The sequence below is a fragment of the Mycoplana sp. MJR14 genome (assembly GCF_029210525.1).
In the GTDB taxonomy this organism is placed as follows: domain Bacteria; phylum Pseudomonadota; class Alphaproteobacteria; order Rhizobiales; family Rhizobiaceae; genus Mycoplana.
Genome location: NZ_JARGEO010000006.1, coordinates 284,847 through 306,025, shown reverse-complemented (window position 1 = coordinate 306,025; position 21,179 = coordinate 284,847). Strand labels below are relative to the sequence as shown.

Annotated in this window: 21 protein-coding genes; 13 read left to right on the top strand and 8 right to left on the bottom strand. The window is 65.0% G+C overall.

What is annotated here, in order from left to right; genetic code table 11:
• Nucleotides 1-214 precede the first annotated feature (214 nt).
• Both P0086_RS16675 and P0086_RS16670 read left to right on the top strand, forming a co-directional pair.
• Nucleotides 215-967, top strand: a complete 753-nt coding sequence (locus P0086_RS16675) for a rhomboid family intramembrane serine protease (RefSeq protein ID WP_112610861.1) — start codon at nucleotides 215-217, stop codon at nucleotides 965-967.
• Between the two features lie 178 nt (nucleotides 968-1,145).
• On the top strand, nucleotides 1,146-1,574 hold the full coding sequence (locus P0086_RS16670; protein ID WP_112594004.1) for a CBS domain-containing protein: 429 nt from the start codon (nucleotides 1,146-1,148) through the stop codon (nucleotides 1,572-1,574).
• 84 nt (nucleotides 1,575-1,658) lie between these two features.
• Here P0086_RS16670 and P0086_RS16665 read toward each other — a convergent pair whose 3' ends face one another.
• The 3 genes from P0086_RS16665 to folE form a co-directional block, all read right to left on the bottom strand.
• Complete coding sequence (locus tag P0086_RS16665; protein WP_275787496.1) at nucleotides 1,659-2,555, bottom strand: patatin-like phospholipase family protein; 897 nt, start codon at nucleotides 2,553-2,555, stop codon at nucleotides 1,659-1,661.
• A gap of 409 nt (nucleotides 2,556-2,964) precedes the next feature.
• Complete coding sequence (gene hisI, locus P0086_RS16660) at nucleotides 2,965-3,426, bottom strand: phosphoribosyl-AMP cyclohydrolase (protein WP_275787494.1); 462 nt, start codon at nucleotides 3,424-3,426, stop codon at nucleotides 2,965-2,967.
• A gap of 30 nt (nucleotides 3,427-3,456) precedes the next feature.
• The gene (folE, locus tag P0086_RS16655; RefSeq protein WP_112594064.1) at nucleotides 3,457-4,074 is read right to left on the bottom strand and encodes a GTP cyclohydrolase I FolE; all 618 of its coding nucleotides are present in this window, start codon (nucleotides 4,072-4,074) and stop codon (nucleotides 3,457-3,459) included.
• A gap of 331 nt (nucleotides 4,075-4,405) precedes the next feature.
• Here folE and P0086_RS16650 point away from each other — a divergent pair, with 331 nt between their 5' ends.
• Both P0086_RS16650 and yidD read left to right on the top strand, forming a co-directional pair.
• Nucleotides 4,406-4,855, top strand: a complete 450-nt coding sequence (locus P0086_RS16650) for an iron-sulfur cluster assembly scaffold protein (protein ID WP_148179852.1) — start codon at nucleotides 4,406-4,408, stop codon at nucleotides 4,853-4,855.
• A 2-nt stretch (nucleotides 4,856-4,857) separates the two neighbouring features.
• A complete protein-coding gene (gene yidD, locus P0086_RS16645) occupies nucleotides 4,858-5,289 on the top strand; it encodes a membrane protein insertion efficiency factor YidD (RefSeq protein WP_275787491.1) in 432 nt (143 codons plus the stop codon).
• A gap of 221 nt (nucleotides 5,290-5,510) precedes the next feature.
• Here yidD and P0086_RS16640 read toward each other — a convergent pair whose 3' ends face one another.
• Entirely contained in the window at nucleotides 5,511-6,470 is a 960-nt protein-coding gene (locus tag P0086_RS16640; protein WP_275787488.1) for a hypothetical protein, read from the bottom strand.
• A gap of 204 nt (nucleotides 6,471-6,674) precedes the next feature.
• Here P0086_RS16640 and thrS point away from each other — a divergent pair, with 204 nt between their 5' ends.
• A complete protein-coding gene (gene thrS, locus P0086_RS16635) occupies nucleotides 6,675-8,678 on the top strand; it encodes a threonine--tRNA ligase (RefSeq protein WP_275787485.1) in 2,004 nt (667 codons plus the stop codon).
• Nucleotides 8,679-8,787: 109 nt separating this feature from the next.
• Nucleotides 8,788-9,627 carry a lysophospholipid acyltransferase family protein gene (locus P0086_RS16630; protein ID WP_275787482.1) on the top strand — a complete coding sequence of 280 codons (840 nt, stop codon included), beginning with the start codon at nucleotides 8,788-8,790 and terminating at the stop codon, nucleotides 9,625-9,627.
• A gap of 33 nt (nucleotides 9,628-9,660) precedes the next feature.
• Here P0086_RS16630 and P0086_RS16625 read toward each other — a convergent pair whose 3' ends face one another.
• Nucleotides 9,661-10,650, bottom strand: a complete 990-nt coding sequence (locus P0086_RS16625) for a hypothetical protein (protein WP_275787479.1) — start codon at nucleotides 10,648-10,650, stop codon at nucleotides 9,661-9,663.
• 101 nt (nucleotides 10,651-10,751) lie between these two features.
• On the opposite strand from P0086_RS16625, the gene P0086_RS16620 reads away from it, so the two are divergent.
• Together P0086_RS16620 and P0086_RS16615 are read left to right on the top strand one after the other, a co-directional pair.
• Entirely contained in the window at nucleotides 10,752-11,336 is a 585-nt protein-coding gene (locus P0086_RS16620; protein ID WP_112594011.1) for a nitroreductase, read from the top strand.
• Between the two features lie 10 nt (nucleotides 11,337-11,346).
• The gene (locus P0086_RS16615) at nucleotides 11,347-11,952 is read left to right on the top strand and encodes a flavin reductase family protein (RefSeq protein ID WP_112594012.1); all 606 of its coding nucleotides are present in this window, start codon (nucleotides 11,347-11,349) and stop codon (nucleotides 11,950-11,952) included.
• A 26-nt stretch (nucleotides 11,953-11,978) separates the two neighbouring features.
• Here the strand turns inward: P0086_RS16615 and P0086_RS16610 are convergent, their stop codons facing one another.
• Nucleotides 11,979-12,623, bottom strand: coding sequence for a hypothetical protein (locus tag P0086_RS16610; protein WP_275787475.1), 645 nt, complete (start codon nucleotides 12,621-12,623; stop codon nucleotides 11,979-11,981).
• Between the two features lie 138 nt (nucleotides 12,624-12,761).
• On the opposite strand from P0086_RS16610, the gene P0086_RS16605 reads away from it, so the two are divergent.
• On the top strand, nucleotides 12,762-13,889 hold the full coding sequence (locus P0086_RS16605) for a DUF2336 domain-containing protein (RefSeq protein WP_148179857.1): 1,128 nt from the start codon (nucleotides 12,762-12,764) through the stop codon (nucleotides 13,887-13,889).
• A 175-nt stretch (nucleotides 13,890-14,064) separates the two neighbouring features.
• On the opposite strand, the gene P0086_RS16600 is transcribed toward P0086_RS16605, so the two are convergent.
• Nucleotides 14,065-14,535: a hypothetical protein gene (locus tag P0086_RS16600; protein ID WP_275787471.1), complete on the bottom strand. Its 471-nt coding sequence runs from the start codon at nucleotides 14,533-14,535 to the stop codon at nucleotides 14,065-14,067.
• Nucleotides 14,536-14,668: 133 nt separating this feature from the next.
• A complete protein-coding gene (parE, locus tag P0086_RS16595; protein ID WP_275787468.1) occupies nucleotides 14,669-16,750 on the bottom strand; it encodes a DNA topoisomerase IV subunit B in 2,082 nt (693 codons plus the stop codon).
• Between the two features lie 227 nt (nucleotides 16,751-16,977).
• Between parE and P0086_RS16590 the strand changes: the two genes are divergently transcribed.
• The 4 genes from P0086_RS16590 (at nucleotide 16,978) to P0086_RS16575 (ending at nucleotide 21,159) form a co-directional block, all read left to right on the top strand.
• Nucleotides 16,978-17,889, top strand: coding sequence for an alpha/beta hydrolase (locus P0086_RS16590; RefSeq protein ID WP_275787466.1), 912 nt, complete (start codon nucleotides 16,978-16,980; stop codon nucleotides 17,887-17,889).
• A 112-nt stretch (nucleotides 17,890-18,001) separates the two neighbouring features.
• On the top strand, nucleotides 18,002-18,772 hold the full coding sequence (gene tpiA / locus P0086_RS16585; RefSeq protein ID WP_112610879.1) for a triose-phosphate isomerase: 771 nt from the start codon (nucleotides 18,002-18,004) through the stop codon (nucleotides 18,770-18,772).
• A 124-nt stretch (nucleotides 18,773-18,896) separates the two neighbouring features.
• Nucleotides 18,897-19,382 (top strand): preprotein translocase subunit SecG, encoded by a 486-nt coding sequence (secG, locus tag P0086_RS16580; RefSeq protein ID WP_112594018.1) that lies wholly within the window; start codon nucleotides 18,897-18,899, stop codon nucleotides 19,380-19,382.
• Between the two features lie 148 nt (nucleotides 19,383-19,530).
• Nucleotides 19,531-21,159 carry a CTP synthase gene (locus P0086_RS16575; protein WP_162702419.1) on the top strand — a complete coding sequence of 543 codons (1,629 nt, stop codon included), beginning with the start codon at nucleotides 19,531-19,533 and terminating at the stop codon, nucleotides 21,157-21,159.
• The last annotated feature ends 20 nt before the right edge of the window (nucleotides 21,160-21,179 follow it).

The window sequence follows — 21,179 nt, the reverse complement described above, 5'->3', positions numbered from 1 at the left end:
AAGATCGTGCCAGCCCCGGCATTAAGGTTAACCTTTGGTTTCGATTGTGCGGCTTGTGCAGGCGTGGCACATCATGGACATGACTTCGTGAGGGGAAACCTTCAGCACACACTTCAGGGTCGGGGTATTGGGGGCCCGGGGCCGTATGGCGAAAGCTGTACGGCCCTTATTTTATCTGTATAAGCGGTCACACATTTTTATCTTGGCGGATTTTATGAGCGATACCGAGGACAGCGGGCCTGGGGTCCCGGAACCGGTCCGGAAACGGGAGCCGGCCTTCAACCTGCCCGGCAGCCTCGTCGCGGCGCTTGCCCTGCTGACACTGGTCCATATCGTGCGGACCTACCTGCTTTCGCCTGAGCAGGACGAGTGGGTGCTGCTGCAGTTCGCCTTCATCTCCCCGCGAGACCTGCCGCAGATCGTGGCCGCCGACTGGGCGTGGCTTTGGACGCCGGTGACCTATTCCTTCCTTCACGGCAGCTGGGAGCACCTGATCTTCAACGGCTTCTGGATGGTGGCGTTCGGGGCGCCGGTGGTCCGGCGGATCGGCCCCGCGCGCTTCGTCGCGTTCTGGTGCCTGTCGGCGGCCGCATCGGTGGGGCTGCATTGCGCGCTTCATTGGGGCGAAGTCGTCGTGGTGATCGGCGCGTCGGGCGTCGTTTCGGGCCTGATGGGGGCTGCCGCCCGCTTCGTCTTCTCGCCGAGCGGGCGAATCAGCCGGCAGTTCGCGCACCTGAACCGGCTGTTGACGATCCGCGAGGCGCTGTCGAACCGCTCCGTCCTGGTCTTTTCGGCGATCTGGTTCCTGACCAACTTCGCCATCGGCTTCGGCCAGCTTTTCGGCGGCTCGGACGGGGCTCCGATCGCGTGGGAAGCCCATATCGGCGGCTTCCTGTTCGGCTTTCTCTTCTTCCCCCTGTTCGACCGGCCGCCGCTCGGGGCGAACGCCGAACGCCGGGCCGGTTAAGGCTAAACCCGGTCCGGCCTTGCATTCCTGGGCCCTGTGGCGCACGATTGTCCTGTTCCGGTTGGCACATGCACGCCGGGACGCAGGTGGATGCGTCACCTGACGGATCTACCGGTTGGCGGGGTGTCCCTGTCCGGATCCCTGCCTCTCTGCGGCATGATGCACACGGGAGGAATGCATGTATGTAAAGTCCATTCTTGACGAAAAGGGCCGAAACGTCGTTACCGCCGGTTCGCAACTCACCGTTCGTCAGGCTGCTGTCTATCTTCATGACAATCACATCGGGGCGATCGTCATCGTCGATCGCCACGACCGGATCGCCGGCATCCTGACGGAGCGCGACATCGTCGCCGCCGTCGCCAAGAGCGGTGCGGATTGTCTCGACAAGCCGATCTCGTCCATCATGTGGGGCAACGTACATCGTTGCGGCGAATCCGCGACGGTCGAAGAAGTGATGGAAATGATGAGCACGCTGCGCTCCCGCCATATCCCGGTGGAAAAGGACGGTCGTCTCGTCGGCATCATCTCGATCGGCGACGTGGTGAAGGCGCATATCCGGTCGATCGAGCGCGAGGCGGCCGAGATCAAGGCCTATATCGCCGGCTGACGCCGATCGCATTCGCAATTCGGGACGGGGCGCCGCAGGCGCCTCGTCTCTTCCCTCCGCCACGGCCGCGGGCGCGGCCCGGCTTCAGCGCGCCAGCACTTCCTGCATGCGCTTGACTTCCGATATCTTCGATTTCGCCTCGAGGTAGCCGCGGTCTATCGCCTCTCCGGCACGGTGGAATTCCGACAGGCCGATGTCGCTCAGCCGCGGCAGCAGCGACAGGTCCGGCGGATCGCCGGCGAGGCGGGCGCGGGCGATCCGGTCCTGGATGATGTTGAACGACTGCACCATCACGCCGGTCAGTCCGAGGCGGGCCTCGTTGTTCTCCTGCCGCGGGGCGCCATCGATCTCCTGGATGGTGGCGGTGTGCTTGATCACGGCGGAGCGGCCGTAGAGGTCGTAGTTGAGGTTGACGGCGACGACGAGCGGTTCCTCGTGCGCACGGCAGACCGACACCGGGACGGGGTTCACCAGCGCGCCGTCGACGAGCGTGCGGCCGTTGCACTTGATTGGCTCGAAGATGCCGGGCAGGGCATAGGACGCCCGGATCGCCGTGATCAGCGAGCCCCGGGTGATCCAGACCTCATGGCCGCTGTTGACCTCGGTCGCGACGGCGACGAAGGGCCGGTCGAGCTCCTCGATCGAATGGTGCTCCAGGTGCTCCTGCATGCGCCTGGTGAGCCGCATGCCGCCGAACAGGCCGCTGCCGCGGATGGTGAAATCGAGCAGGCTGGCGATCCGGCGCATGGTCAGCGAGCGGGCGAAGCTCTCCAGTTCGTCGAGCTTGCCGGCGAGATAGCAGCCGCCGACCAGCGCCCCGATCGAGGTGCCGGCGATCATGCTGACCTCGATCCCTTCTTCCTCGAAGGCGCGCAGCACGCCGATGTGGGCCCAGCCGCGCGCGGCACCGCCGCCCAAAGCCAGCGCGATGCGCGAACGGGCCGAGGTCGCTTGCGTGGCAGGCGGCTGCATGTGATTCATGGAGGGACCATCCGGCTCCGACGCATCTGCCGTCACCATACCCCGGTTTAGACCCCAGTTCAGCATAATTGCCCTCCGACGAGGAGAGAACTTCGTCGTCCCACTTCCTGTTCCGGCGCTGCGTCAAACAATCCTGCGCAACGAGAGCCGAGTCCCGTCGCGTTCGGCTCCAGAATAGCAGGCGAGCGGGGAACGGTGAGCCCGTTCCTTTTGGTCTGGCTCATCAATTGGGCGTAGTTGCGACGGGGGCGCAGGCGTGCCCACGCCGCAGCCGGCGCAAACCGTGGCGGCCGGGGGATTGCTGGCGTGGAGGTTGGCATGGCCGGTTCGCTGCGCTGTCGTTGCTGCCGTCACTACAGGCCGATTTCCTTGCCAAAGCGTAAACGCCGTGGCGAAAGAGGACACGCTCCTAGTCTGTCGGGCCTTTCCGGTAGACCTCGGCGGGGTCGAAATGGATGCGGTCGTCGGCGATCTCAAGGCGTGCACCGTCGCCCACACGGTTCACGGTGCGGTAGAAGCAGGAGCGGCGGCCGGTGTGGCAGGTGGCGTCTTGGCCGGCGACCCTGACCTTGAGCCAGACGGCGTCCTGGTCGCAGTCGGTACGCATCTCGACGACCGTCTGCAGGTTGCCGGAGGTCTCGCCCTTCTTCCACAACGCCTGCCGCGAGCGGCTCCAGTAGTGGGCAATGCCGGTCTCGACGGTCAGCGCCAACGCCTGCGCGTTCATGTGCGCGACCATCAGCAGTTCCCCATCGCCGGCATCCGTCACCACCACGGTGACGAGGCCATGGGCGTCAAAGCGCGGCGTGAAGGCGCCGGCCGCTTCGAGCTCGTGCTTGTCGGTCGCTGGAGGGGGAAAGGTGATGGCCATCGTCGGCTCCGTCGGCCGGAGCCTGTGGCATCAGCCGCGGCCCCGGATCATGGTCATGAAGCGCGCCTGCTCGGCGGGCTCGGATTTGAAGCTACCGGTAAAGGTGGTCGTCAGCGTTGTCGAGCCCTGCTTCTGGATGCCGCGCATCGCCATGCACATGTGCTCGGCCTCGATCATCACGGCGACACCGCGCGGGCGCAGCGTCTCGTCGATGGCGTTGGCGATCTGCGCGGTCATCGTCTCCTGCGTCTGCAGCCGGCGGCCGTAGATCTCGACGACGCGGGCCATCTTGGACAGGCCGAGTACGCGGCCGTTCGGCAGGTAGGCGATGTGGGCGCGGCCGATGATCGGCACCATGTGGTGCTCGCAATGCGAATAGAAGGGAATGTCCTTGACGAGGACGATATCGTCGTAGCCGGCGACCTCCTCGAAGGTGCGGCCGAGCACGTCCTCGGGATCCTGGGCGTAGCCGGAGAACAGTTCCTTGTAGGCCTTGGCGACGCGGGCGGGGGTGTCGAGCAGGCCTTCGCGCGACGGATCGTCACCGGCCCAACGCAGGAGCACGCGAACGGCGTCCTCGGCTTCCTTCTGGGTGGGGCGCCCGTCCTTGTCGTCGCCGACGGGGAAATTCTTGATGATGGCGTCCATGATGCCATGGCCTTTCTGCAGGTTGACTTCCGTCAATGTCGGACTCGCCATTGGCCATTCGCCTATCCCTGCAGGCTTGGGTTCCGTTGGCGGGCTCCGGGGCTTTCGGACCGCAGCTTCAGCGCGCGATCCTCCGGCACGGTTTCCCAAACAACAGGCGAACGTTCATGTTGCAAAACGGTCGCCCCAACACGACATAGCATATAGTATCGCCCAAGAGCTGTGGAAGGGGCCAGCGGCGACACGGAATGCTTTTTTCGCGTATCCGGGAGAATATCGTGCCCGGAACGCGCAGAGGTGTAGAAACCCATGAAAACGTGGACAAATCCTTATGGACGACATCTATAACAGCCGCATCCTCGAATTTGCCGGCAACATCCCGAGGATCGGCACGCTCGAGGACGCCGATGCGGAGGCGAGCGCGCACTCCAAGCTCTGCGGCTCGCGGGTGAAGATCTGGCTGAAGATGGACGGCGACCGGGTGAGCGATTTCGCCCATGAGGTGAAGGCCTGCGCGCTCGGCCAGGCCTCGTCCTCGATCATGGCGCGGCACGTCATCGGTGCCACCGCCGACGAGGTGCGCAAGGCGCGCGAGGACATGCTTTCGATGCTGAAGGCGGACGGCGAGGGGCCCGAGGGCCGCTTCGAGGACATGCGCTTTTTGCGTCCGGTGCGCGACTACAAGGCGCGGCACGCCTCGACCATGCTGACCTTCGATGCCGTCGTGGATGCGATCGGGCAGGTCGAGGCGAAGCGTGCGGCGCAGGCCGAAGCGGTCTAGCAATGTGCGTTTTCTGTTCCATCCGTGAGGAGGTGGACGACGGAACCCATGCCGTTCCGCCGGACGGGCCCGGGGGGCCGGCCGCAGACAGGGACGTTCCAGCAGCTGTCCCGCCTGCGGGTGGCACGGCTTCCCGTTCGCGCAACTGGTCTGGCCCGTTCCGCAAGACCCCCGGGCGGCTCGCCGGCATGGCCTTCATCCGCCTCTACCAGCTGACGCTCTCCGGCTTCATCGGCAATTCCTGCCGGCACCTGCCGACCTGCTCGGAATACGGCTACGAGGCGATCGCGCGCCATGGGCTCTGGCGCGGCGGCTTCCTGACGCTCTTCCGCGTCGCCCGCTGCGGCCCGGGCGGGACGTCGGGTTTTGATCCGGTGCCGGAGCGGCTTGCGGAGCGATACGCGTGGTGGGCGCCGTGGCGGCTGTGGCGCTGAAAGGGTGAAGGAGGGGAAGACGAACGTTTGAGGGCGTGGCTTGTCACGCGGCAGCTTGAGTTCCGTTTCACGCTGCGCTTCAGGCCGCAAAGGGAGAGTGGAGTGTGTCGGCCCTTGACGACTTGGTTGACTTTTCCGGGCGACAAGTCCTGTGTTCCGAATCGGAAAAAGCTGACGATATCGAAATTTTTCTCGAGAGCGCCAAAAGCCGTCACGAGGGGCTAAAGTCTGCAATAGCTTTTGAAGGTGCGACTACTCGTTGATGTGAGAAATATTTCGTCAAGTATATCGATGAAGTCGTTAGATTTGTTTTCGAACTCAAGAAATTCATTCTGTCTGAAGCTATTGATTATTTGAGGTGGTTTGCCGAGGTAGAATATTTTATCACGGGAATAAATCTGTGTTATCTCATTCACTCGGTCGACAATCCAATTTGGGGCAATAAGCGACGCGCAATTGTGATTGCTTGTGATCGAGTCAGTTGTGCAGAAATAGATGCAAATGTTTGGTGTAAGTGGAATTAGTGCTTTTCCACTAATCCTGTAACTGTTTTCGTTGACTGTTAGCCAATCTAATAATCCATCACCAAATAAAAAATTCTTCATTGGAGAGTGTAGTATAACGAATTTCTGATTCGATGAGATGCTTTTCTCGCAGAGCTTCTTTGCGGTCCTGTATGATTGAAGCATATTTGCCTTTCCGACGTTCTCGCTGGGGCGGAAGCCAAATAGGCGCGGATATTCTTCATAGCGAAATCTAGCGGCCGGGCAGCGAATGAGAAGCGAATAAATTAACGTCAGTAGAAGTCGATGAAGGTTGTCGTCCATGTCGTGGAAATTGCACATATCTCGCAGTTTTCTGTCCCTTTTGAAGAATAGCATCGCCATCCGGATCAGCTCTGATGGCCTTTTCCCTTGCTCTGCAAGCGCCTTCAGAGCGCGAACTATGTTGTGAATCTCATTGTCGATATCAAATTCATTTTCAAAACTGCTCTCCCAAACGGTTCCCTTGAGGATCGTGTGTCCGTGAATCTTGTAACCAATTTTTCGATTGTCGAACTTCTTTTTATCTGTTCGACCGTCTGGCTCGATCCAGGAAACATCCCGTTTCGAATCCGCCCAGTAGCGTTGTAAAGCGACAGGCCACCAGTGATGGTTCTTTGATGAATTGGTTCTTGGCATAATGAGTCCGTTCGTCGAATCTATTATTGTTGCCTAGGCTCGAGTATAAGGAGCAACCTATCAATATCGAACGATTGATCGGTCTTCTGCACCCTTCCATTCGCCTCGTTTTCCCCTTATATCGCGCAACGCATGCGCCAGCTTTCCGGCGCTTTCCCTCGCATACCACCCGCATTCGTTGGCGGGACTGGATAGGAGTTCATCATGTCGAATGCCGTTTCCCTCACCTTTCCCGATGGTTCCGTCCGCGACTATCCCGTCGGGTCGACCGGGCGCGACGTCGCCGAGGCGATCTCGAAGTCGCTGGCCAAGAGGGCCGTGGCGATCGCGCTCGACGGCGAGCTGCGCGACCTTTCCGACCCGGTCTCGAGCGGCCGGCTGGAGATCGTCACCCGCGACGACCCGCGCTCACTGGAACTGATCCGGCACGATGCGGCGCACGTGATGGCCGAGGCCGTGCAGGAGCTGTGGCCGGGGACGCAGGTGACGATCGGTCCGGTGATCGAGAACGGCTTCTACTACGACTTCAAGCGCATCCATCCCGAGAGCGGCGAGGACTGGCCGTTCACGCCCGACGATCTGCCGAAGATCGAAAAGCGGATGAAGGAGATCATCCAGCGCAACAAGCCGTTCACCAAGGAGATCTGGTCGCGCGAGAAGGCGCGCGAGGTCTTCGCCGGCAAGGGCGAGAGCTACAAGGTCGAACTGGTCGATGCCATCCCGGACGGCCAGGACCTGAAGATCTACTACCAGGGCGACTGGTTCGACCTCTGCCGCGGGCCGCACATGGCCTCGACCGGGCAGATCGGCACGGCCTTCAAGCTGATGAAGGTGGCCGGCGCCTACTGGCGCGGCGATTCGAACAACCCGATGCTGACCCGCATCTACGGCACCGCCTGGCACACCCAGGAGGAGCTCGACACCTACCTGAACATCCTCGCCGAGGCCGAGAAGCGCGACCATCGCCGCCTCGGCCGCGAGATGGACCTGTTCCATTTCCAGGAGGAAGGGCCGGGCGTCGTCTTCTGGCACGGCAAGGGCTGGCGGATGTTCCAGACGCTGGTCGCCTACATGCGCCGCCGTCTCGCCAACACCTACCAGGAGGTCAATGCGCCGCAGGTGCTCGACAAGTCGCTCTGGGAGACCTCCGGGCACTGGGGCTGGTACCGCGACAACATGTTCAAGGTGACGGTCGCCGGCGACGACACCGACGACGACCGCGTCTTCGCGCTGAAGCCGATGAACTGCCCGGGGCACGTGCAGATCTTCAAGCATGGCTTGAAATCCTACCGTGAACTGCCGGTACGGCTTGCAGAATTCGGCAACGTCCATCGCTACGAGCCGTCCGGCGCGCTGCACGGGCTGATGCGCGTGCGCGGCTTCACCCAGGACGACGCGCACGTGTTCTGCACCGACGAGCAGATGGCGGCGGAATGCCTGCGCATCAACGACCTGATCCTGTCGGTCTACGAGGACTTCGGCTTCACCGAGGTCGTCGTCAAGCTGTCCACCCGCCCCGACAAGCGCGTCGGCTCGGATGAGCTCTGGGATCGCGCCGAAAGCGTGATGACGGACGTCCTGAAGCAGATCGAGGCGCAGTCGGGCGGCAAGATCAAGACCGGCATCCTGCCGGGCGAGGGCGCGTTCTACGGGCCGAAGTTCGAATACACGCTGAAGGACGCGATCGGCCGCGAATGGCAGTGCGGCACGACGCAGGTCGACTTCAACCTGCCGGAGCGCTTCGGCGCCTTCTACATCGACCAGGCGTCGGAAAAGCGCCAGCCGGTGATGATCCACCGCGCCGTCTGCGGCTCGATGGAGCGCTTCCTCGGCATCCTGATCGAGAACTTCGCCGGCCACATGCCGCTGTGGATCTCGCCGCTGCAGGTCGTCGTCGCGACGATCACCTCGGACGCCGACGACTATGCCCGCGAGGTGGCCGAAAAGCTGCGCGATGCCGGGCTGACGGTCGAGACCGATCTCCGCAACGAGAAGATCAACTACAAGGTCCGCGAGCATTCGGTGACCAAGGTGCCGGTGATCATCGTCTGCGGTAAGCGCGAGGCGGAGGAACGCTCCGTCAACATCCGCAGGCTCGGTTCGCAGAACCAGACGGCGATGTCGCTCGACGAGGCGATGGCGACGCTGATCGACGAGGCGACCCCGCCGGACGTCAAGCGCAAGGCGTTCGCGCGCGCTGCGGCCTGAGGAGACTGTCGCGAGGGGCGTATTCGCGCTCCTCGCACCCGGGCTCTGTCAGACGAATGCAACAAAACTGTCGTAGACTGTTCGCAAATGTGAAGTGCAGGGGATGCCGGTGCGGTTCAAGGAACTGTCCTACGCCAATGAAAACGACCCGCGGCTGAAGCGCTGGTTCATCCGTTCGATCGAGGGACTTTCGGGGCGGAACCGCTATGCCGCGCTCTACGAGCGCTGGCGGGCCGAAAGCGTCGGCAGCAGCGAACGCGTCTTCGGCGAGATGCTCGACATCATCGACGTGAAGATGGAGGTGGCGGGCAACTGGCCGCCGCGCGAACTGCCGGACGCGCCGCTCGTCATCGTCGCCAACCATCCCTTCGGCATCGGCGACGGCATCGCCGTCCTGGCACTGGCCGAACAGCTCGGCCGGCCCTTCCGGGTGATGATCCACAAGGACCTCTTGAAGGTGCCGGAGATGGAGCCCTATTCGCTGCCGGTCTCCTTCGAGGAGACGAAGGAAGCGCTTGCGATCAACATGCGCACGCGGCACGAGGCGGTGCGGCTCCTGAAGGAAGGCGTCACGATCATCGTCTTTCCCGCCGGCGGGGTGGCGACCGCCAAGCGCGGCTTCGGGCGTGCCGAGGACCTGCCGTGGAAGATCTTCCCGGCCAAGCTGATCCAGGCCGCGCAGGCCAACGTCCTGCCGATCTATTTCGACGGCCAGAACGGGGCGCTGTTCCACATCGCCAGCAAGATCTCGCTGACGCTGCGGCTGTCGCTGCTGATCCGCGAGTTCAAGCGGCTGTCCGGGTCGACGATCTCGGCACGGGTCGGCGCGATGATCGGCTGGGACGAGCTGGGTTCCATTCCCGACCGCAAGGACCTGCTCGGCCGGATCTACGACGCGGTGTTTGCGATGCAGCCGCCGCGGCGGGTGCGGTTCAAGCGGGCGGGCTGATCGGAGAGAATTGGTCGAGGGTGCGCCGGGCGGTCAATCGGCTTCGGTGCCGATCTGCGCCTGCTGGTCCGGCGTCTCCGTCAGCAGCACCTCGATGTCGGTGTTCTGGCCGGCGGTCACGGTGAAGTCGCGCTGGTAGATCTTGTTCTTGTTGCGCGCCACGGCCGTATACTGGCCTTCCGCCAGCACGAGCGTGGGAAAGGCGCCGACGCTCTCGCTGACGACGTCGCCCGAGGAGGTCAGGATCGACCATGCGGTGTCGGCGATCGCTTCGCCGCCTTCCTCGGAGACGAGCTTCAAGGTGAGTTTCGCCGCGCGGTGCTGGATCGTCGCCTCGATCAGCTTGCCGGCCTCGACCTGGATATCGGCGCGAATCACGGCATTGACGGTGCCGTAGTCGGAGACGACATGGTAGGTGCCGGCATTGAGCCGGACGACGGTGTTGGCCTTCACGTTGGGCACGACGAGGCTGCGCTCGCCGTCCTCGCCGACCTCAGAGGAATAGATCGAGAAGGTCAGCTCGTTCGGCGGAATGCGGACGTCCGAGCCTGAGACGGCATTGAGCATGATGCCGCCGGCATCGAGCACCATCACCTGGGTCTCCACAGGACCGGTCTCGGGGACCAAGAGCTTCTTCGTCGCGGCGGCGCGGCCGAACGCGACATTGACGAAATATTCGCCGGGAACGAGCTGGAAGGCTGCCGAGCCGCCCTCGGAGGAGGCCAATAGCGGCAGCTTGCCGTCGGCGTCGGGAATGGGCGAGAAGACGCGCCAGCTCAGCCCGTGCTTCATCGGCTTGCCGTCCTTGGTCAGTAACGCCTCACAGATGATGTCGCGCAGATTCTTCGGCTCCGCCTCGCCGGTGACGAGCGGGTTGAAGGAGGTGAGCTTGCCGCTCTTCTTCGGCGTCGTGATCTGCGAGAAGCTGTCCAGCGTATCCTGCGCCCATGCCGGAAATGCCGCGCACAACGCCGCACAGAGACAGGCGATCCGGGACAGGGCGGAAATGCTGCGGCTGGGCATGGTGAAGGTTGACTTCCTTTATCGTTGGTTCCACTTCAATGCCCGGCAAATGGCATTTTCATGGCCGATCGATGGCCGCACGTTAGTGGAACTTCCGCCTGATGAAAACCGATATCAAGCTTATCGACTATCTTTCCAACCGCCGTTCCATTCCGGCCTTCCAGATGGGCGCTCCCGGCCCCGGTCAGGTGGAAATCGAACAGATGCTCAGGCTCGCCTCGCGCGTGCCGGACCATGGCAAGCTCGCGCCCTGGCGCTTCATCGTCTACCGGGGCAGGGAGCGGGAGCGAATCAGCGCCGAGCTGGCGAAGATTGCGCTGGCCGACAAGCCGGATCTCTCGGCGGAGATGGTCACGGTGGAGAACACGCGGCTGACGCGCGCCCCGGTGGTGGTCGCGGTGGTGAGTACGGCGGCCCCGCATATCAAGATCCCCGAGTGGGAGCAGCTGATGTCGGCCGGCGCCGTCTGCCTGAATCTGCTGATGGCGGCGAACGCGCACGGCTATGCCTCCAACTGGCTGACGGAATGGTTCGCCTTCGACGAGCGTGCCCATCCGATCCTCGGCGTGAAGCCGGGGGAGAAGGTGGCCGGCTTCATCCATATCGGGACGGCCATGGTGCCGCCGACGGAACGGCCGCGGCCGGACCTGAAGGAGATCGTCTCCTGGGTCGGCGAAGAGGCTTGAGGACGGCGCGATGTTCTACGATACCGCTGCCAACGCGCATGGACTGGCCCACGATCCGTTCAAGGCCATCGTCTCGCCGCGCCCGATCGGCTGGATCGGAACGAAGGGGGCAGGCGGGATCCACAATCTGGCGCCCTATTCCTTCTTCAACGCGGTCAGCGACAAGCCGAAGCTCGTGATGTTCTCGTCCAGCGGCCACAAGGATAGCGTGCGCAACATCGAGGAGACGGGGGCGTTCACCTGCAGCTTTGTCGGGCGCAACGTACTCGAACAGATGAACATGACCTCGCTGACGGCACCTTACGAGGAGAGCGAGTTCGAGCTGGCCGGGCTGACGCCGCAACAGGCGCATCTCGTCGACGCGCCGTTCGTCGCCGAGGCGCATGCGGCGCTCGAATGCCGGATGACCGAGGTGATGCGGCCGCGCGGCGTGGACGGGACCCTTTCGGAAAGCTGGGTGGTGTTCGGCCAGGTGGTCGGCATCCACATCAAGGACGAGGCGATCCGCGACGGGCGATTCGACATGGCGGCGGCGCGGCCGATCGGACGCATGGGCTACATGGATTATTGCGACGCCGGCGATGTCTTCGAGATGCTGCGGCCGCAACGGCGATAGCCGCCCGTCGCGGGTTGCCCGATCATTCAGGCGGCGGATCGGTACGCCTGATTGACGATGGCGACCTGGCCCGCATCGACGGCCACGCAGCCGTCGAAGCCGTCCGCGCGGGCACGGCGGCAGCCGGCCGAAAAGTGGTCGCCGCCGGCGGCCACTTCATAGGCGGCAACCCCGGCCGCCTTTGCCGCCATCAGCGTCATCGAACGCGCGCCGGCGAAGGCCGCCGTCCAGGCGCCTTGCTCATCCTGCCAGCGCTCGGCGCCGAGCAGGCGCGCCAGCGGACGCCAGTCCCAGACGAGACCGGAGAGCCGCGCGGATTTTTCGACGAAGCCTGTGGCATCATAGGGGGCGGGCAGCAGGCCGTCGGTCCAGGCAAGGATCGCCGTCGTCCCCGGATTAAGGCCTTCCTCCGCCTCGGCCACCGACAGCAGGACATCCAGCCGCTGGACATCGGCACCCGAGCGGCAGTCCAGAAGTGCGACCGCGGTCGGCCGCAGGCGGACGACGGTGCGGAGCGCTTCCTCGCTTTCGTCCGGCGGCAGGAGGATCGTGCGGCTGCCTGGGACAGGCGCCGGCAGCGGCGACGGGCAGAAAAGGGCATCGGCCGCGGCGATCTCCTCGGCGGCGGTGTCTGGGGTCCATGCGAGGATGGAATGCAGGCTTCCGGTCATGGCTCCTTGTAGGACGGCCGCGGCGGCGCCGCAATCCGGCGGACGGCCGCGGGTTAAGGAACATGGTGAACCAAACGTAAACCATTTACCGCTAGCGTTTGCCTATCGCACAGGAACTCCGAGACGCTGGGGCACATCTTGATCATCAACGCCTTTCTCCGATGGGTGGAAACCGCCAAGGCCGGTGATCGGGCACGGGCGGCCAGCGCGCTGGCGCGGGCCTACGCCAACGCATCGATCGGCAACGACGAGCGCCACGCGGCGGAGATGGCGATGATCTTCCTGCTGGACGATCCCGCGCCGAAGGTGCGGCTGGCTCTGGCGGAGGCGATCGCCGACCATGCCGACGCGCCGCGCGCCGTGATCCTGCCGCTGTCGGAGGACCAGCCGGAGATCGCCGCCCAGGTCATCCTGCGCTCACAGGTCCTCACCGATGCCGACCTCGTCGACCTCGCCGCAAGGGCGAGCGACATGACGCGTGCGCTGATTGCCCATCGGCCAAGCGTGTCGCGGGTCGTCTGCGCGGCCGTGATCGAGGTCGGAAGCGTCTTCGATGCGCTCACCCTGCTGGAAAACGAAGGCGCCTGCATCGGCGCGCGCAGCCTCAAGCGGATCTGCGAGCGGCACGGGGACGACGCCGAAATCCGCGCGCGTCTTCTGGAGCGGGACGATCTTCCGAGCGACGCACGCCATGCCCTGGTCGAGAAGGTCGGCGCCGCCCTTGCCGGTGACGCCCTCATTCAGGCGGTCGTCGGCGGCGGCCGGATCGAGCGGGTTGCGCGCGAGGCCTGCGATGTCGCCACGATCGCGCTTGCGGCGGAACTGGAGACGGGCGAGCTGGACCGGCTGGTCGAGCATTTGCGCGTCTGCGGCCGGCTGACGCCGGTGCTTCTCATGCAGGCCCTGTGCGCCGGGCGGATCGCATTCTTCGCCGCCACGATGGTCAATCTTTCCGGGCAGAGCGAGAAGCGCGTGCGCTCCATCCTGGCCGACGGTCGCAGGCAGGCGATCTGCGCCCTGTTCGAGACGGCCGGCCTCGGGAGCGACATCAGCGCGCTCTTTGCCGAGGCGGTGCTGCTGTGGCGGAAGGATGCACGCGACGGCGGCGGCAGGATGACGGTGACGGCACGGCTTGCGATGCGGACGCGCGAGGCGCGCGATGCCGCTTCGGCAGCCTTGCTGGAGATGATCGAAGGACTGGCCATCGCCGAGCAGCGCCAGTCCGCGCGCAGCTTTGCCCTGCTTGCGGCACAGGACGCGGCCTGAGGCGTCCCGCACAAAAGTGCGCCGCGGTTCCGCGGAAACGATATGCGATTGAACAAGGACCAAAAGCGTGGGGAGCGAATCCCACGGTTCGCGACGCGCCAGTCTCAGGACTGTTCCCGCCTCTTGTGAGAAGAAGAAGCGCCGGCATGGGGAGCCGTCCTTGCCGGGGCGACTATCACTCGGCCACGAACTTCCGCACCACCCAGCTGTAGCCGTTTTCCGCGTAGCGGAACGGCTTCGTCACCGTGTCGCGAATGGCGGCCCGGTCGGGCAGGTTGCGCTTGAGCATGGCGATCGTGCGGACGGTGATGCCATCCTCCTTCGTGGCGGATGCTGCCGGCGCCGGGGCTTCGGGCGGGGCGGGGACGGCGGCCTGGTCTGCCGGAGCGGGAAGGGCGCCCGCCTCAGCCCCCGCCGGAGGGGTGACCGCCTGCTGCGCCCCGACATTCTGCGGACCGTTCCGGTCTTCGCAGACCGCGACGACGACGGGATAGTTGGCGTTCTGGTAGCGCGTCATCTTGGCTTCGGACTCGGCGTCGCACAGCGCCACCGACTGCCAGGTGCTCTCGACGGTGTCGATATAGTGGCACTGCGTGACCGTGTCGTCGCAGCCGAGAATCGTCATGACGATGAGTGCGGCCTTCATGTGCACGCGTCCTTCCTGCCAGCGGGACGGTCCGGGCCGATCCCTGGAATTGTTTGCCACCGGCGCAAGAACCGTGCCGGTGACGCCCTTAGACGGGGCCAATGTCACGGAATTGTGGCGCGAAATCCTGCAATCAGATGTCGAGGTTCTCGGCGAAGACGGCGCGCTCCTGAATGAAGCGGAAGCGCGCATCGGCCTTGGTGCCCATCAGATTGTCGACCGCATCGCGCGTGCCTTCAAAATCGACGTCGTCGATCGCCACCTTCAGCAGCGTTCGCTTCTTCGGGTCCATCGTCGTTTCCTTCAGCTGCGCCGGCAGCATCTCGCCGAGGCCCTTGAAGCGGCCGATCTCCACCTTGCCGCGGCCGGAAAACTCCGTGCGCATCAGTTGCTCGCGGTGGGCGTCGTCGCGCGCATAGGCGACCTTCGCGCCCTGGCTGATGCGGTAGAGCGGCGGCACGGCGAGATAGAGGTGGCCGCCGCGGATCAGCTCGGGCATCTCCTGGTAGAAGAAGGTGATCAGCAGCGAGGCGATATGGGCGCCGTCGACGTCGGCGTCGGTCATCACGATGACGCGCTCGTAGCGCAGGTCCTCCTCGCGATACTTCGAGCGCGTGCCGCAGCCGAGCGCCTGGATCAGGTCGGCGAGCTGCTGGTTGGCGCCGAGCTTCTCGCGGCCGGCGCTGGCGACGTTGAGGATCTTGCCGCGCAGCGGCAGGATCGCCTGGTTGGCGCGGTTGCGCGCCTGCTTGGCCGAGCCGCCGGCCGAATCGCCCTCGACGATGAAGAGCTCGGCGCCGTCGGCGGAATTCTGCGAGCAATCGGCGAGCTTGCCGGGCAGGCGCAGCTTGCGCACCGCGGTCTTGCGGTTGACTTCCTTTTCCTTGCGGCGGCGGACGCGCTCCTCGGCGCGCTCGATCACCCAGTCGAGCAGCTTGGCCGCTTCTGCCGGATTGTCGGCGAGGTAGTGGTCGAAGGGATCGCGCAGCGCGTTCTCGACGATGCGCTGGGCCTCGACGGTGGCGAGCTTGTCCTTGGTCTGTCCGACGAACTCGGGCTCGCGGATGAACACCGACAGCATGCCGACGGCGGAGATCATCACGTCGTCGGTCGTCACGATCGCCGCCCGCTTGTTCTGCGTCAGCTCGGCATAGTTCTTCAGGCCCTTGGTCAGCGCGATGCGCAGGCCCGCCTCGTGGGTGCCGCCGTCGGCCGTCGGGATGGTGTTGCAGTAGGAATGGATCATCGAATCGCCGCCATACCAGGTGACGGCCCATTCCAGCGCGCCGTGGCCGCCGGATTTCTCCGTCTTGCCGGCGAAGATCTCGCGGGTGACGGTGTGTTCCTTGCCGAGCGTGGCCTGCAGATAGTCCTTCAGGCCGCCGGGGAAATGGAAGATGGCCTTCTCCGGCGTCTCCGAGCCCTCCACGAGAAGCGTCGGGTCGCAGCTCCAGCGGATCTCGACGCCGCCGAAGAGATAGGCCTTGGAGCGGGCCATGCGGAAGACGCGGGCCGGGTCGAAATGGGCGTGCGGCCCGAAGATCTCCGGATCCGGGTGGAAGCGCACCCGGGTGCCGCGGCGGTTCTGGACGTCACCGACTTCCTCCAGCGGACCTTGCGGGACGCCGCGGGAGAAGCGCTGGCGGTAGAGCTTGCGGTTGCGCGCGACCTCGACCTCGAGATGGTCGGAGAGCGCGTTGACGACGGAAACGCCGACGCCGTGCAGGCCGCCCGAGGTCTCGTAGGCCTTGCCGTCGAACTTTCCGCCGGCGTGCAGCACCGTCAGGATCACCTCGAGCGTCGACTTGCCCGGCATCTGCGGATGGTTCTCGACCGGAATGCCGCGGCCGTTGTCGGTCACCGTCAGGAAGCCCTCGGCGTCGAGCGAGACCTCGATGAAGTTGGCGTGGCCGGCGACGGCCTCGTCCATCGAGTTGTCGATGACTTCGGCGAAGAGGTGGTGCAGCGCCTTCTCGTCGGTGCCGCCGATATACATGCCCGGCCGCATGCGCACCGGCTCCAGCCCCTCCAGCACTCGGATCGCCGAGGCGTCGTAGCTGCCGCCGTCGCCGGCCGGCGGCGCCGGGCGCGGCGCGACGGGGGCTGCGGGCGCGGCGGCTACCTGAGCCGCAGGCGCGGGGCGCGGCTCCGCTGCCGCGGGGGCGGTTTTCTGCGTGCTGTCGATATTGGCGAAGAGATCGTTGTTGTCGTCCATCGGGCTTTTCAGACTTCGTAGCTCGCAGGCCGGGGAGGTGGGCCGCGACGGCTTGGAATTTCAAGGTTTCGCATCGGGTCGGCGAATCGGTGCCAGTTTGCCAGATTTCGACCGGTTTCGCGATTCGTTCTCGTTTGATGCCCGCAGCCGCCCCGCCGAATTTGTCCCGGCAGGATTGCTTCGCCGGACCCGGAATGGCAAGACTTGCCGCCCGAAGGGAGCCAGACTTGAGACCGCAGTCCACAATTCATTGCCGCAAATCGCGTCTTTTGCGCGGCGTCCGGCTTGTTCTGGCCGCAATCGTCGTATCCGCGCTGTCGGTTCCGCCTGCCTCGGCCGCATCGCTCGCCCCCTGGAAGGACGAGCTCTTCGCCTATCCGGCGATCATCGAGAGCAGCGACGGCGGCGCGCTGCGGGTGGTCGACTACCAGGAGATGCGCGACATCAACGGGCGCGACCAGGTGCCGGAGCGGCGGGCGAAGGCCGCCTATGTCTCGACCGCGGTGAAGCGGCAGCAGCAGAACCTCACGGTCGCCACACCCGGCGGCCCGGTGGACGTCGCCGTCACCGGCAGCCAGCAGGGCGCCGCCTTCACCGTGATCTTCATCCACGGTCGCGGCGGCGACCGCAGGCTCGGCAACAACGACTGGAGCTTCGGCGGCAACTTCAACCGGATCAAGAACCTGGCGGTCCGCAACGGCGGGGTCTACTACGCCGCGAGTGTCCCGCGTTTCGATGCGGAGGGGGCCGGGCCGGTCAAGGGGCTGATCGCGACGGCGCGGCAGAATTCGCCGGGCGCGCCGGTGGTGCTCGCCTGTGCCTCGATGGGCAGCTTCATCTGCTGGCAGATCGCCCGCGATCCAGAGGCCGTCCGAAACCTCGCCGGCATGGTGATCATGGGCGGGGCGAGCGATCCGGACTATGCCGCAAGCGCCGCCTACGAGGCGAAGCTGCCGATCTATTTCACCCATGGCGAGGCGGACAAGGTCTATGCCGCGAAGGACCAGGTGGCGCTCTTCCGCAGGCTCCTGAAGGCAGGCGTGCCGACGCAGTTCGTGCTGTTCCGCACCGGGTCGCACGGAACGCCGGTCAGGATGACGGACTGGCGCGAGACGCTGAACTGGATCCTGGCGCGCTGACGCACCGCCGGCGTCGGTGACACGAATGTAACCCCGGGCGTCCGCGCGCCCTTACAATGACCGCGTCCGTCTGCTACGGGCTTGGCAGGCAACCAATTCTTCAGGAGGCAAGATGACACCGGATGTGACCCCGCTCGTGGCCGGCAACTGGAAGATGAACGGCACCCGCGATTCGCTGAACGAGATCAAGGCGATGGCCGATGGCGTGAAGGGGCCGCTCTCGGAGAAGGTCGAGGCGCTGATCTGCCCGCCGGTGACGCTGCTCTATGTCTCCACGGCACTCTGCGACGACAGCCCGCTGCTGATCGGCGCACAGGACTGCCACGAGAAGGTGTCCGGCGCCCACACCGGCGACGTCTCCGCCGCGATGATCGCCGACTGCTTCGGCACCCATGTCATCGTCGGCCATTCCGAGCGTCGCACCGATCACGGCGACACCGACCAGCTGGTGCGCGCCAAGGCGGAGGCGGCGCACGCGGCGGATCTCGTCGCCATCGTCTGCATCGGCGAGACGGAAAGCGAGCGCAAGGAGGGCCGGACGCTCGACGTGCTGAAGACGCAGCTTGCCGGATCGGTTCCCGACGCCGCGACGGCGGAAAACACCGTGATCGCCTACGAGCCGGTCTGGGCGATCGGCACCGGGCTCACGCCGACGGTGGCCGACGTCGCCGAGGCGCACGCCTTCATGCGCGGAGAGCTGAAGGCGCGCTTCGGCGGGGAGGGGGCGAAGATGCGCATCCTCTATGGCGGTTCGGTCAAGCCGGCCAACGCGAAGGAACTGATGGCGGTGGATAACGTCGACGGCGCGCTCGTCGGCGGTGCCAGCTTGAAATCGGCCGATTTCCTCGCCATCTACCGCGCTTACGAAGAACTGGTGGCCTGACGCCGGGTTTGCGGCGAAGGGTCTTCCCGCGAACGATGAATGGCCCTAAGGGCTTGGAATGGCCGGCGGCTTGGTATAAGGAGCCGCCAATCTCCTCTTTTTTGCCTTCGGGCAGGGTTTCAAAATGCAGACCGTATTGCTTGTCATCTATCTCATGGTCGTGGTCGCGCTGATCGGCATCGTGCTGATCCAGCGGTCCGAAGGCGGCGGCCTCGGCATCGGCGGCGGTTCCGGCTTCATGTCGGCGCGGGGTGCGGCCAATGCCCTGACCCGGACGACGGCGATCCTGGCGACGCTGTTCTTCGCGCTGGCGCTCGCCATGGGCATCCTGTCGCGCTACGAGACGCAGCCGACCGACATTCTCGACCGGATCCCCGGTACGACCGGTACCGGCAACGGCGTGCTGGATTCGCTCGGCGGCGAGGCGACGCCCTCGACCGGCCAGCCGGCACCGGCACCGGCAGCGCCCGCCGCTCCCGCAGCGCCGGCCAATGGCGCCGTCCCGACCGATGGCGGCACGGCGCCCGCGACCGGTGCGGCTCCGGCGACGGGCGGGGCGACCGCTCCGACGGCACCTGCCCCGAACACGGGCGTGCCCACGGGCCAATAAGCGGCAGCAGCGACGTGAACCGGCCGGCAGGCGACAAGCCCGCCGGCCTTCTTCTTGTGTGAACCAGTGACATCCTCCACGGAAAGTTGGCCGCGCGGGCAATTTTTCGGTGGCGGAATCGTTTTTGAAAAGGTATCCGGTGACTCCCATGGCGCGATATGTATTCATCACTGGCGGCGTGGTTTCTTCCCTCGGAAAAGGAATTGCGGCTGCTGCTCTCGGAGCGTTGCTGCAGGCCCGTGGCTACCGGGTCAGGCTGCGCAAGCTGGACCCCTACCTCAACGTCGATCCGGGCACGATGAGCCCGACGCAGCACGGCGAGGTGTTCGTCACCGACGACGGCGCGGAAACGGACCTCGACCTCGGCCACTACGAGCGCTTCACCGGGCGCTCGGCGACCAAGACCGACAACATCACCACCGGCCGGATCTACAAGAACATCATCGACAAGGAACGGCGCGGCGACTATCTCGGCGCCACCGTCCAGGTGATCCCGCACGTCACCAACGAGATCAAGAATTTCGTCATTGAAGGCAACGACGACTACGATTTCGTCATCTGCGAGATCGGCGGCACGGTCGGCGACATCGAGGCGATGCCGTTCATGGAGGCGATCCGCCAGCTCGGAAACGACCTGCCGCGCGGCACCGCCGTCTACGTCCACCTGACGCTGATGCCCTATATCCCGGCAGCGGGCGAGCTGAAGACCAAGCCGACGCAGCATTCGGTGAAGGAACTGCAGGCGCTCGGCATCCATCCGGACATCCTGCTGGTGCGCGCCGATCGCGAGATCCCGGAAGCCGAGCGCAAGAAGCTGTCGCTGTTCTGCAACGTGCGCCCTTCGGCCGTCATCCAGGCGCTCGACGTCGCCTCGATCTACGACGTGCCGCTCGCCTACCATAAGGAAGGCCTCGACGACGAGGTGCTGGCCGCCTTCGGCATCGAGCCGGCGCCGAAGCCGCGCCTGGAGGCCTGGCAGACCGTTTCCGACCGGATCAAGACGCCGGAAGGCGAGGTGACGATCGCGATCGTCGGCAAGTACACCGGCCTGAAGGACGCCTACAAGTCGCTGATCGAGGCGCTGCATCACGGCGGCATCGCCAACCACGTCAAGGTCAAGCTCGACTGGATCGAATCGGAAGTCTTCGAGAAGGAAGACCCCGCACCCTACCTGGAAAAGGTGCACGGCATCCTCGTGCCCGGCGGCTTCGGCGAGCGCGGCTCTGAGGGCAAGATCCGCGCGGCGAAGTTCGCGCGCGAGCGCAAGGTGCCCTATTTCGGCATCTGCTTCGGCATGCAGATGGCGGTCGTGGAAGCCGCCCGCAATCTCGCCGGCATCGAACACGCCTCGTCGACCGAATTCGGCAAGACCGGGGAGCCGGTGGTCGGCCTGATGACCGAATGGGTCAAGGGCAACGAGTTGCAGAAGCGCACCGCGTCCGGCGACCTCGGCGGCACGATGCGGCTCGGCGCCTATCGCGCGGCGTTGAAGTCGGGCACCAAGATCGCCGACATCTACGGGGCCAACGACATTTCGGAGCGCCACCGCCACCGCTACGAGGTGAACGTCGATTACAAGGACCGGCTCGAGAGCTGCGGCCTCGTCTTCTCCGGCATGTCGCCGGACGGCGTGCTGCCGGAGACGGTCGAATATCCCGACCACCCCTGGTTCATCGGCGTGCAGTATCACCCCGAACTGAAGAGCCGCCCGCTCGACCCGCACCCGCTGTTCGCCAGCTTCATCGAGGCGGCGCTGGAGCAGTCGCGGCTGGTGTGAGGCGGCGTATCGCAGACGAT